General features: G+C 44.4%; 9 protein-coding genes. 7 read left to right on the top strand and 2 right to left on the bottom strand.

Features of this window, described 5'->3' with window-relative positions; all coding sequences use genetic code 11:
• Positions 1–71: 71 nt before the first annotated feature.
• The gene (locus DWW23_RS21510; protein WP_122356041.1) at positions 72–1712 is read right to left on the bottom strand and encodes a fumarate hydratase; all 1641 of its coding nucleotides are present in this window, start codon (positions 1710–1712) and stop codon (positions 72–74) included.
• A 162-nt stretch (positions 1713–1874) separates the two neighbouring features.
• Between DWW23_RS21510 and DWW23_RS21505 the strand changes: the two genes are divergently transcribed.
• The 3 genes from DWW23_RS21505 to DWW23_RS21495 all read left to right on the top strand — a co-directional run bounded on the left by DWW23_RS21505 (position 1875) and on the right by DWW23_RS21495 (position 6910).
• A complete protein-coding gene (locus tag DWW23_RS21505; protein ID WP_122356039.1) occupies positions 1875–4106 on the top strand; it encodes a trypsin-like peptidase domain-containing protein in 2232 nt (743 codons plus the stop codon).
• 304 nt (positions 4107–4410) lie between these two features.
• Positions 4411–6102 (top strand): hypothetical protein, encoded by a 1692-nt coding sequence (locus DWW23_RS21500; RefSeq protein ID WP_122356037.1) that lies wholly within the window; start codon positions 4411–4413, stop codon positions 6100–6102.
• Positions 6103–6250: 148 nt separating this feature from the next.
• On the top strand, positions 6251–6910 hold the full coding sequence (locus DWW23_RS21495; protein WP_122356035.1) for a hypothetical protein: 660 nt from the start codon (positions 6251–6253) through the stop codon (positions 6908–6910).
• Between the two features lie 67 nt (positions 6911–6977).
• Here DWW23_RS21495 and typA read toward each other — a convergent pair whose 3' ends face one another.
• On the bottom strand, positions 6978–8774 hold the full coding sequence (gene typA / locus DWW23_RS21490; RefSeq protein ID WP_122356033.1) for a translational GTPase TypA: 1797 nt from the start codon (positions 8772–8774) through the stop codon (positions 6978–6980).
• Positions 8775–8944: 170 nt separating this feature from the next.
• Between typA and rpsO the strand changes: the two genes are divergently transcribed.
• The 4 genes from rpsO to ahcY all read left to right on the top strand — a co-directional run bounded on the left by rpsO (position 8945) and on the right by ahcY (position 13426).
• Positions 8945–9214: a 30S ribosomal protein S15 gene (gene rpsO, locus DWW23_RS21485; protein WP_122356031.1), complete on the top strand. Its 270-nt coding sequence runs from the start codon at positions 8945–8947 to the stop codon at positions 9212–9214.
• A gap of 149 nt (positions 9215–9363) precedes the next feature.
• On the top strand, positions 9364–9948 hold the full coding sequence (locus DWW23_RS21480) for a helix-turn-helix domain-containing protein (protein WP_122356029.1): 585 nt from the start codon (positions 9364–9366) through the stop codon (positions 9946–9948).
• Positions 9949–9961: 13 nt separating this feature from the next.
• Positions 9962–11617 carry an AMP-binding protein gene (locus DWW23_RS21475; RefSeq protein ID WP_122356027.1) on the top strand — a complete coding sequence of 552 codons (1656 nt, stop codon included), beginning with the start codon at positions 9962–9964 and terminating at the stop codon, positions 11615–11617.
• 390 nt (positions 11618–12007) lie between these two features.
• Positions 12008–13426, top strand: coding sequence for an adenosylhomocysteinase (gene ahcY, locus DWW23_RS21470; protein ID WP_122356024.1), 1419 nt, complete (start codon positions 12008–12010; stop codon positions 13424–13426).
• Positions 13427–13461: the final 35 nt, after the last annotated feature.

Below are 13461 nucleotides of genomic sequence, written 5' to 3'. Positions count from 1 at the left end.
GTCATTTATTCACAAAAAAAACCTGCCCCGAACAAACGGAGCAGGCTCTTTACCTCTTATTTAGCAATAGTTTATTTACTGCAAGAACAACGCGGCTTCAGTTGTTTGAAGAAATCGTTGCCTTTATCGTCAACCAGGATAAATGCAGGGAAGTCTTCCACTTCGATCTTCCAGATTGCCTCCATTCCCAGTTCCGGATATTCCAGACATTCTACTTTCTTGATGCTTTCCTGTGCAAGGATAGCTGCCGGACCACCGATACTTCCCAGATAGAAACCACCATGCTTCTTACAAGCGTCTGTTACTTGCTGGCTACGATTACCCTTGGCAATCATGATCATGCTACCGCCATTATCCTGGAACAAGTCCACGTACGAGTCCATACGACCGGCAGTTGTCGGGCCGAAAGAACCGGAAGCCATTCCGGCAGGAGTCTTGGCAGGACCTGCATAATAAATAGGATGATCTTTGATGTATTGAGGCAGACCTTCACCCTTGTCGATACGCTCTTTCAGTTTGGCATGAGCAATGTCACGACCTACAACGATCGTTCCGCTCAGAGAAAGACGAGTTGAAACCGGATATTTAGTCAGTTCTTTCAGGATATCGGCCATCGGCTGGTTCAGATTGATCTTTACAGCATTACCTTCACCTGCTTTACGTAATTCTTCTGGGATCAGGCGACCCGGATTTGAATCCATCTTTTCGATCCAGATACCGTCTTTATTAATCTTACACTTGATGTTACGGTCGGCAGAACAGGAAACCCCCATACCTACCGGGCAAGAAGCACCATGACGGGGTAGACGAACGATACGAACGTCGTGAGCATAATACTTACCACCGAACTGGGCTCCCAGACCGATGTTATGAGCAGCTTCCAATACTTCTTTTTCCAATTCGATATCACGGAAAGCCTGTCCGCCTTCGTTACCGCTTGTAGGCAGGTTATCGTAATAATGAGTGGAAGCCAGCTTCACTGTCAGCAGATTCTTTTCAGCAGAAGTACCGCCGATAACGAACGCAATATGATAAGGAGGGCAAGCAGCCGTACCTAATGTCTTCATTTTTTCTACCAGGAACGGAACCAGGGTTGCCGGATTCAGGATCGCTTTCGTTTCCTGGAACAGATAAGTCTTGTTGGCTGAACCACCGCCCTTAGCGACACAAAGGAATTTATATTCCATACCTTCGGTAGCTTCGATGTCGATCTGTGCAGGTAAGTTACATTTCGTATTTACCTCGTCGTACATATTTAAAGGAGCATTCTGTGAATAACGCAGGTTTTCCTCCGTATACGTTTTGTAAACACCTAGAGAAAGCGCTTCTTCATCGCAATATCCTGTCCATACATGTTGACCTTTTTCACCGTGGATAATAGCCGTACCGGTATCCTGACAGAAAGGGAGCTGACCTTTTGCAGATACTTCCGCATTACGCAGGAAAGTCAGTGCCACGAACTTGTCGTTGTCGCTGGCTTCCGGATCGCTCAGGATCTTAGCCACCTGTTCGTTATGCTCAGGACGAAGCATGAAAGCCACGTCACGGAAAGCAGCGTTAGCCATCGCTGTAAGTCCCTCTTTTGCAATTTTCAGCATCGGTTGTCCTTCAAACTCGGATACCGATACATACTCTTTTGTAAGCAGATAATACTCTGTCGTATCCGGTCCGAGTGGGAACGGTGCCTGATACTTAAAAGGAGGTGTTGCCATATCTTTATTATTTAATTATGTAATATTGGTTTTACAATTTCAGAATCATTCTTTTTCGCTTGGCAAACTTAGATAAAAATCACGAAATACGGGAGTGCTTTCACAAATTTGTTCACCAGAAACAATTAATTAGTTAAAAGAAAAACATATATTTGCACGTATATGAAAAAGCTAGTCACACTTTTCATCCTGTGTATATTGTCATCTAACCAATTGGCAGGGCAGGTCAGCCACGGAGGCAAACCTCTTCCGTTTGCGACACTCAGTACCCGTTCGGGAAGCCAGTTCAAAGAGATGCCTCCTTTCGACGTTGCCGAACAATTACGAATCGACTCACTGAATGAAAGTGACCTGCGTAGCGGATTCCATTTCGCTTACAAATTCATGACAGATTTTACCCCGGAGAATTCAGGAAACTGGTTCACGCAAGCTGATGGCACGCGGGTATGGCGGTTAGGCATACGGTCGGCAGGAGCCTACTCGATCAATGTCCTATTCTCCGAATACGAAATTCCGGAAGGCGCCCAGCTTTTCTTGTATAACCCGGACCAGACACATATATTAGGCGCTTTCAACCATCTGAACAACTCCGAGTTAGGCAGACTCCCCGTCTCACCGGTCCAGGGCGACGAACTGATCATCGAATATCAGGAACCTGCCAATGTTCCGTTTCACGGCAGATTGAAAGTAGGTGAGGTAAATCATGATTACCGCAACCTCAGAGGACATGAACCTGTCGGGCACAGCCTTATTTATCATTGGTGCATAAAACCATTGGCATGCTTCCAAAACAATACGGACAAATACAACGAAATAGGCCGTAGTTCTGTACTGATCATCGTCAATGGACAAAATGCCTGTTCGGGTACTTTAATTAATAACACATCGAACGACGGAAAACCCTATCTGTTAACGGCATCACATTGCCTGAACGATCAGTTCGCAATCAAAAATCCTGATTATGAAATGATAGCAGGTAATATCGTTACATTCTTTAATTACGAAAGTCCACTTTGCGATCCTGTTATGAAAGGCACGGAAGAAATGTCGATGGCTTCGACTCATTTCAGGGCGACCAACGAAAGCACCGACATGGCCTTACTTGAACTGACGGAAATTCCGCCGGTCTATTACCAACCTTATTATGCCGGTTGGAATGCAAAAGATCAAGGTTCTGCCCCCTATGTCGGAATCCATCACCCGGATGGTTCTGTAAAACGGCTCAACACGACCGATCAAGTCGAGTTAACGACCTATCCATTTACAGATAATTTTATAAAGAACGGACACTGGCACATAAAAGAATGGACCGACGGCTGCACACGCCCGGGGTCCTCCGGCTCCGGCTTGTTTGATAATAACAACCAAATTATCGGAGGACTTTCAGGAGGTATATCCAGTTGTCCGTCACCTTATGACGATTTCTATTTCGCTTTAAGCCAAAGCTGGGACGTCTCGCCGGACGCAGATAAACAACTGAAAGCATGGCTCGACCAGGCAGGAACAAACACTGCACGAACCTGTAAAGGACTCGACCCTTACAGTGCCACCCCTTGCATCCGTCTGAGCAATGTCAAAGAAAGCGGAAAAGCGGAAAATGTAGAAGCGACGCTCCTCCCCTCTCCCGGAACGGGTCCGGCCTTCGGAAACAATTCGCTGAACATGAACGAGTTCGCTGAAGCTTACAAAATAACCGGAGAGGCGAAAATATACGGTACATATATCGTGAATCCGGCTATAACCAAAGACAAAGAGATAGATGTAGAAATTACTGTTTACGGTGGCTCCGGCAAACCGGAAACATTGCTACATACCGAATCATTCAAACCGTCGTTCGTAACCACCAATAACAACATCGATTTTATCGATTCCATTAAGCCATTGAACCGTGATCAGGAGACGTTCATCACGTTTTCCGAACCGGTAGATGTATCCGGCGATTTCTTTATCGGATATAAGATCAAGACAGCAACTGCCGCCACCTCTTTCTCGGCATATAATCTCCCGAAAGGAGAAACAAGCAAAAACACTACGTGGATCAACTACAAAGGGCAATGGATAGAGGCATCCGCCCATCCGGCCTCTCCCATGAGCACTTCCCTGTTCATCGATCCCGTCATCCAATACAATACGGCTTCTGCCAACACACCTATCGACAACAACAACCCAATTCGCATATTCACGGAAACGGCATCCGAAACAGTCCATATCCTGCTACCTGCCACAATCCGTGAAGCCCAATATTCCATCATATCCATGAACGGAAATACATTACAAAGCGGGATTGTCCGCAGCGGACAAAATACGATCCCGGTAGCAGGTGCCACATCAGGTATTTATCTGATACAAATCACCTACGGCGAGACGGGTTTTACGCAAAAGATATTATTTTAATCAAAAATACACAATAAGTGAACGACAGACGAAGCATGTCAAGATAGACAAAGAGAAATGAAACTTGAAATTTTAACTAAAATACAGTCGGACAAGCATCATTAGAACGTCCGTAAATCCTGCATTTTATATCCTTTTTAAGGAAAAAAGAGGCACGGATTCATTAATAAGTATTAATTAGAAAGATTTTATCGTATCTTTGCTATTCATAACAAAAAAATGCTTTAGTTTTGCACTTTGATGGCTAAGGGACAATTGAAAGTGAATATATAAACATAGTAACATTTTAAACTTACATCAAATTATGAACAAAAAGTTTTTATTGTCATTCTTTGTAATGGCAGCAATTTTAACCCTTTCTTCTTGTTCAAACAAGTTGAAACCGCTAGCTGAAGAGTACATCAAAGCTGAGCCGCAGCCGCTAGAGGCTATCGGAGGCAAAGTACCCGTGACTATCAACGCTACTTTCCCTGCAAAATGGTTCAACAAGAAAGCAACTGTAACAGTAACTCCGGTTCTTCGCTATGCCGGTGGTGAAGCATGGGGAACTTCTTACACTTATCAGGGTGAGAAAGTAAAAGGTAACAATCAGGTTATCCCGCAGAAAGAAGGTGCTAACGTAACCATGAAATCTGCTTTCACTTACAAACCTGAAATGAAGAAATCAGAATTGTATCTGACTTTCGATGCAAAGATCAAAAACAAAACAGTTAAATTGCCGGACGTAAAGATCGGTGAAGGTGTAATCGCAACTTCTGAACTGGCTGACGCTGCTACTGCAACTGCTGCTATCGCTGCTGACAAATTCCAGCGTATTATCAAAGAAGCTCACGATGCTAACATCATGTTCTTGATCCAGCAGGCTGAACTTCGTTCAAAAGAACTGAACTCTACTGCTATCGCAGACTGGAAAGACTTGGTTAAAAATGCAGACGAAGCTCCTAACCAGAACGTAGCAATCGAAATTTCTGCTTATGCATCTCCTGATGGTGGTGTTAAACTGAATACAGGTTTGGCTGAAAGACGTGAAGGTAATACTTCTAAATATCTGGCTAAAGAATTGAAGAAAATGAAAGTGGATGCTCCGGTTGACGCACGTTACACTGCTCAGGACTGGGAAGGCTTCAAAGAATTGGTATCTGCTTCTAACCTGCAGGATAAAGACCTCGTATTAAGAGTTATCTCTATGTACCAGGATCCTGAAACAAGAGAAAAAGAAATCAAAAACATCTCTGCTGTATATTCTGATCTGGCAGAAACTATCTTACCTCAGTTACGTCGTTCTCGTTTGACTGCTAACATCGAAATCATCGGTAAGTCTGACGACGAAATCAGCGCATTGGCTAAGAGCAATCCTTCTGAACTGAACATCGAAGAAATTCTGTATGCTGCTACTCTGACTAACAACGATGCTGAAAAGATGACAATCTATACTAAAGCTTCTGAGCTGTATCCTAACTGCTACCGCACTTGGAACAACATCGGTATGATGGCATTCAAGGCTGGTGACCTGGCTAAGGCTGAACAGATGTTCAACAAATCTAACTCTGTTAAGGCTAACAACGAAGCTAACATGAACTTAGGTCTTATCGCTCTGACTAAGGGTGACCAGGCTAAAGCTCAGCAATTGTTCGGTAACGCTGCAGGCGTAGCTGAATTAGGCGAAGCTCTGGGTGTTCTTTACCTGGAACAAGGCGAATGGGCTAAGGCTGTTAACTCTTTCGGTTCTGTTAAGACTAACAACGCTGCATTGGCTCAGATCTTGGTAAAAGATTATAGCAAAGCATCTCAGACTCTGAACGCTGTTGCTAATCCTGACGCAATCACTTCTTATCTGAAAGCTGTTGTAGCTGCTCGTACAAACGACGCTAACGGCGTTGTAAGCAACCTGAAGGCTGCTATCGCTGCTGACAGAGCTTTGGCTAAAGAAGCTGCTATCGACCTGGAATTTGCAAAATATGCAACTAACAGCGAATTCGCTAGCTTGGTTAAGTAATTAGATATTACCACAATCCTATAAAAAAAGGCTGTCTCGTAATGAGATGGCCTTTTTCATTTCCAGAACTTATCAAATACAAAAAAATCACAAGTCATTCTTTTATTAATCAGAAAGTTGTATATTGCAGACATAAATCTTAAGCATTATGAAACGGCTCGCTATTTTTCTATTTATCAGTATAGGTTTTCTGATTGAAGCTCACGCACAACGAGTTCCGATCGATAGCACACAATTCCTGTTGCAGCATTTCGAAAACGGGCATGTGTACTACAAAGACGGGCGGGTATTCAATGTTCCGCTAAATTACAGTCTTTTGATCAAGAAATTTTTATTCCGGGATAAATACGACAAAAATAACATCAAAGAGTTCTCTGAGCCGGACATGGTTGCAACGATTAAAATCGGGGAAAGAATATTCCTCCCGACTAAAGACGGGGCAACGGAGGTGTTACAGAAAGATCCGCCTATTTTCGTACAGTACAGAGGTTCATTAAAATGGGAAGGGAAACAAGTAGGCTACGGCGGCCGTTCGGAAACATCGGCTGTCGACACTTATTCGTCGTTCCAGTCAGGCAGCACCATGCATAAACTGGAAACGGAAAAATTGATCCTGACCCGCATCGACAAGATCTTCCGGATAGAACGTAAGGGAAAACAATACCGCTTCATCAACGAAAAGCAATTCCTCAAAGCCTTTCCGAACCATAAAAATGAGCTAAAGAAATATGCCGATGACAATAAGATCGATTTTAACGACATCGACAACGTCTTACAAATCTACAACTACGCATCTGCACTAAAATAAAAGTAGATACCAAATAAAAAGCCGGATACACGATGTGAACCCGGCTTTTCTATATTATAGATGTAAATTATCTACCCTGACGTTTACGTTCTGTTTCATCCAGGATGATCTTACGCATACGCATATTGTTCGGAGTGATTTCTACATACTCGTCTCCCTTGATATACTCCAGGGCATCTTCCAGACTGAATACAATAGGAGGAGCCAGAGACACTTTATCGTCTGAACCGGAAGCACGCATATTCGTCAGTTTCTTCGACTTTGTTACGTTAACAACCAGGTCACCTTCCTTTGTATGCTCTCCCACTACCTGTCCGGCGTAAACTTCTTCCTGCGGAGCAATAAAGAAACGACCACGTGACTGAAGATTGTTCAAAGCATAGGCAAACGCAGTTCCGGTCTCCATCGCAATGATAGAGCCATTGTTACGACGTTCGATATCTCCCTTCCACGGCTGATATTCCAGAAAGCGGTGAGCCATGATCGCTTCACCGGCAGAAGCAGTCAGAACAGCATTGTTCAAACCGATAATACCACGTGAAGGTATATTGAACTCAAGATGCATACGGTCGTTCTTGCTTTCCATCATCGTCATCTCACCTTTACGTTTTGTCACCATATCGATAATACGGCTGGATGATTCTTCCGGAAGATTGATTGTCAGCTGTTCTACCGGTTCACATTTTACACCGTCTATTTCTTTGATGATAACCTGCGGCTGACCTACCTGCAATTCGTATCCTTCACGACGCATCGTTTCGATCAATACAGACAAGTGAAGCACACCACGACCATATACCAACCACGAATCGGCTGAATCGGTCGGAACCACACGCAATGCAAGGTTCTTATCCAGCTCTTTCTGCAAACGTTCAAATATATGACGTGAAGTCACGAATTTACCGTCTTTACCGAAGAACGGAGAGTTATTGATCGTAAAGAGCATAGACATGGTCGGTTCGTCGATAGCGATTGTCGGCAATGCTTCCGGCTCATTCACATCGGCAATCGTTTCACCGATCTCAAAACCTTCGATTCCGATTACAGCACAAATATCACCCGATTGAACAGAAGATACTTTTGTACGGCCTAAACCTTCAAATACATCGACTTCCTTGATCTTTGATTTCACCATCGAACCGTCACGTTTACACAACATAACTTCCTGGCCTTCTTTCAGCTCTCCGCGATGAACACGTCCAACCGCGATACGTCCGACATATTTTGAAAAGTCCAGCGAAGTGATCAGCATCTGAGGAGTTCCCTCCAGCACTTTCGGTTCCGGTATATATTCAATAATAGCATCCAACAATGCCAGAATATCTTCTTTCGGTTCTTTCCAGTCGGTCGACATCCATCCCTGTTTTGCAGAACCATAGATTGTCGGGAAATCCAACTGCTCTTCCGTTGCGTCCAGGCTGAACATCAATTCGAAAACCATTTCCTGAACTTCCGACGGACGACAGTTCGGTTTGTCTACCTTATTAATAACCACAATCGGTTTCAATCCCAACTGGATTGCTTTTTGTAATACAAAACGAGTCTGAGGCATCGGCCCTTCAAACGCGTCGACCAACAACAAACAACCATCGGCCATGTTTAATACACGCTCTACCTCTCCTCCGAAATCGGCGTGACCCGGAGTATCAATAATATTGATTTTGTAATCTTTATAATTAATAGAGACATTCTTGGCCAAAATCGTAATTCCTCGTTCACGTTCCAAATCATTGTTGTCCATGAACTGATCCGGTTCTGCCTGTCCTTCACGGAAAAGCTTACCGGCTAATAACATCTTATCCACAAGCGTCGTTTTGCCGTGGTCTACGTGCGCGATAATCGCGATGTTTCTGAGTTTTTGCATCGAAGACTAATTTATTGGCTGCAAAAATACGACATTTTTACGATATATATATGTCATTCATGTCTCAAAATACAAAAAATAAGATGAAAAGTCTTGTATATCTCAAAGGAATGCCTACCTTTGCATCCGCTTAGATAATATAGTATCAATTTATTAAAGTACAAAGAATCATGTTTTTAGATTCAGAAAAGAAAAAAGAATTATTCGAAAAGTATGGCAAATCTGCAACTGACACAGGTTCAGCAGAAAGCCAGATCGCTTTGTTCACAGTTCGTATCGCACACTTGACAGAGCACCTGAAAAGTAATCACAAAGATTACAGCACTGAAAGAGCGCTGAAAATGTTGGTAGGTAAACGTCGTCGTTTATTGGACTATCTGATTAAAGTTGATATCAACAGATATCGTGCTATCATTAAAGAGCTTGGTATCAGAAAATAAGAAACTACTTCTCCGGAAGTTACAAAAGGGCAACTCATACAAGGGTTGCCCTTTTTTTCTTTCAGCAATTTACATGGTAAAATAAAATATTAATGTAAATTTGCGGCGTTTAGTTACAAATTAAAAGAAAATCTAAAATAAACATACTTATGGGAAACAACAAAATCATCGGAGCCAAAATTAAAAGTATCCGTGAATCAAAACAACTTTCCGTTGAAGAAGTAGCCGAACGCTCCGGCCTGAGTATCGAACAGATCGAACGCATAGAAGGTAATGTAGACTTTCCTTCACTAGCGCCACTTATCAAAATAGCACGGGTACTCGGTGTCCGTCTGGGAACATTCCTCGACGACCAGTCAGAACTGGGTCCGGTTATCTGCCGCAAAAAAGACAGCAACGATTCCAATAGCATCGGTTTCACCAACAATTCGATGGAAAACCGCAAACACATGGAATATCACTCCCTGTCGCAGGATAAGTCCGGGCGGCATATGGAACCGTTCCTGATCGATGTTTCCCCATCAGAAGAAGGTGTTGATTTCGTTCTTTCCACACACGAAGGCGAAGAATTTATTTATGTACTGGCCGGCGTAGTTGAAATAAACTATGGGAAAAATACGTATTTACTGGAAGAAGGCGACAGTATTTACTACGATTCTATCGTTGCCCATCATGTTCACGCTGCCGCCGACAGCACAGCTAAAATACTTGGAGTTGTTTATACCCCGTACTAATTGACCGAAGGATATGGAAATACAATTACAGGACAAGACTTTAGGTCAATGGCTGGAACATTGGGCCACTTTGACGCCGGACAAGGAATACGTGGTTTATTCCGATCGTGACCTGCGTTTCACATGGAAAAAGTTTAACGAACGTGTCGACCGGATGGCGAAAGGTATGCTGTCTATCGGTGTCGAACACGGCACACACGTAGGTATCTGGGCAACCAATGTACCCGACTGGCTGACATTCCTTTATGCAGCTGCCAAGATTGGGGCCGTTGCCGTTACGGTAAATACGAACTATAAGCAGAACGAACTGGAATTTCTGGTTGAAAATGCCGATATACATACCATGTGTATCACCGACGGTGTATTCGACGGAAGTTATATCGATATGATGTATTCCATGCTCCCCGAGTTAAAGGAATCACAACGCGGTTACCTGAAAAGCAAGCGTTTTCCACGACTGAAGAACGTGGTTTACATCGGTCAGGAGAAATACCGCGGCATGTACAATACACCGGAGTTGTTACTGCTGGGTGAAAACATCAGCGACGACAAACTGGAAGAAGCCAAAAAGCTCGTCAATTGCCACGATGTTGTCAATATGCAATATACCTCCGGTACGACAGGTTTCCCGAAAGGGGTTATGCTGACGCACTATAACATTGCCAACAACGGTTTGCTGACCGGCGAGCACATGAAATTTACTGCCGACGACAAACTATGTTGCTGCGTTCCCCTCTTCCACTGCTTCGGCGTGGTATTGGCATCCATGAACGTACTGACACACGGATGTACACAGGTGATGGTTGAGAAATTCGACCCGCTGGTCGTGCTGGCATCTATCCATAAAGAACGTTGTACGGCTCTTTACGGCGTACCGACCATGTTCATCGCCGAACTGAACCACCCGATGTTCCCGATGTTCGACCTTACCTCACTCCGCACCGGTATTATGGCCGGTTCACTCTGCCCGGTCGAACTGATGCGCCAGGTGGAAGAGAAAATGTATATGAAAGTAACCAGTGTATACGGCTTGACGGAGACATCTCCGGGTATGACACACTCACGCATCGACGATCCGATGGAAGCACGTCATAACACGGTAGGACGCGACTTTGAATTTACGGAAGTGCGCGTTATCGACCCGGAAACCGGCGAAGAATGCCCGGTCGGTGTACAAGGAGAGATGTGTAACCGCGGTTACAATAACATGAAAGGTTATTACAACAACCCTGCCGCTACAGCCGAAGTAATCGATAAAGACGGTTTCCTTCATAGTGGCGACCTCGGTATAAAAGATGAAAACGGATATTATCGCATCACCGGCCGCATCAAGGATATGATTATCCGTGGCGGAGAAAATGTATATCCGCGTGAGATAGAAGAATTCCTGTATCACCTGGAAGGTGTGAAAGACGTGCAGGTGGCAGCCGTTCCGTCCAAGAAATACGGAGAGGAAGTAGGCGCTTTCATCATCCTGCATGAAGGTGTAACGATGACAGACGATGTGGTAAAAGATTTCTGCCGCGGCAAGATCGCCCGCCACAAGATACCGAAATACATCTTCTTCGTCGATACCTTCCCGATGACCGGCAGCGGAAAGATACAGAAGTTTAAACTGAAAGACCTCAGCCTCAAGTTGCTTGCCGAACAAGGCATTACTCCAGTATAAGTCCGGAATTTTATTACCGGTGCGCAGATGACGCTGATTAAACAGATAACCGCAGATTTATCGTTTTAAATAGAAATGAAATCTGTGTGAATCTGCTTAATCAGCGTTATTTGTATACTCTTTTATCGCCTTTTGCAAAGTATCACTCATAATACTATTACACAACCGATTACAGTTTTTTCGTAATTCCAAGCTCAGGAAACTCCGGTTTCCTGCCTGGGGAACTGTAATTTCCTGCCGAGGGAACTAGCGTTTCCTGCCTTGGAAACCGGAGTTTCCCAAGCGGGAAATTTTGAAGACACCAGGGGATGATTATGTTTGTCCCCAGGAATTATCTGAACAACCTAATAATTTCTTATCTTTGCCACACATTCAAAATAAGTATTATTTATGTCACAATTATTTCCAACTAATCTGCCTTATAAAGTGGCAGATATGAGTTTGGCAGACTTCGGTCGTAAAGAGATCGAGATCGCCGAACACGAAATGCCGGGACTAATGGCTCTGCGCCAGAAATATGCCGATCAGAAACCTCTGAAAGGTGCCCGTATCACCGGCTCACTGCACATGACTATCCAGACTGCAGTGTTAATCGAAACATTAGTTGCGTTGGGAGCAGATGTACGCTGGGCAAGCTGTAACATCTTCTCTACACAGGACCATGCCGCTGCGGCTATCGCTGCCGATGGCGTTCCCGTTTTTGCCTGGAAAGGTGAAACGCTGGAAGAATATTGGTGGTGTACCGACATGGCACTTCGTTTCCCCGACGGGAAAGGCCCTCACATGATTGTTGACGATGGCGGAGATGCCTCTTTATTGGTTCACATGGGATACCGTGCCGAAGATAACGCAGAAACGATCAACCGTAAAGGCGGAAACCATGAGGAACAGGTAATTCTGGATACTTTACATCGCATCCTGGAAGAAGATAACGGACGCTGGCACCGTACAATTGCAGAAATGAAAGGTGTTTCGGAAGAGACAACCACCGGTGTACACCGCCTGTATCAGATGATGGAAAAAGGCGAACTGCTGGTTCCGGCTATCAATGTAAACGACTCCGTAACGAAGTCCAAATTCGATAACCTGTATGGTTGCCGCGAATCGTTGGCCGACGGTATCAAACGCGCTACCGACGTGATGATTGCCGGTAAAGTCGTTGTCGTTGCCGGATATGGCGATGTCGGTAAAGGTTGTGCCCATTCCATGCGTTCCTACGGGGCTCGTGTACTGGTTACGGAAATCGACCCGATCTGTGCTTTGCAGGCCGCTATGGAAGGCTTTGAAGTAACTACAATGGAAGATGCTGTGAAAGAAGGTAACATCTTCGTTACGACGACCGGTAACTGCGATATCATTACAATCGGTCATATGTCTCAGATGAAAGACCAGGCTATCGTATGTAATATCGGTCACTTTGACAATGAAATCCAGGTAGACAACCTGATCAACTATCCGAATATCCAGCATACCAATATCAAACCGCAGGTAGACAAATATACTTTCCCGACAGGAAATTCTATCTTCCTGCTGGCTGAAGGCCGTCTGGTTAACTTAGGTTGTGCAACCGGTCACCCGTCATTCGTGATGAGTAACTCGTTCACCAACCAGGTGCTCGCACAGATGGATTTGTGGCAGATGGCTTATGAAGTAGGTGTTTACCGCCTGCCGAAACGTCTGGACGAAGAAGTAGCCCGCCTACATCTCGAACGGATCGGAGTGAAACTGTCTAAATTGAGTCCTAAGCAAGCTGAGTATATCGGAGTTCCGGTAGAAGGACCATATAAGGCGGATCATTACAGATATTGAAACAAAAAGGACCTGACAGATGTATTGGAAATACT

The organism is Parabacteroides sp. AF14-59 (assembly GCF_003479515.1).
Taxonomy (GTDB): domain Bacteria; phylum Bacteroidota; class Bacteroidia; order Bacteroidales; family Tannerellaceae; genus Parabacteroides; species Parabacteroides faecis.
The sequence above is the reverse complement of the archived record's forward strand: the minus strand, read 5'-3'. Positions and strand labels throughout refer to the sequence as shown.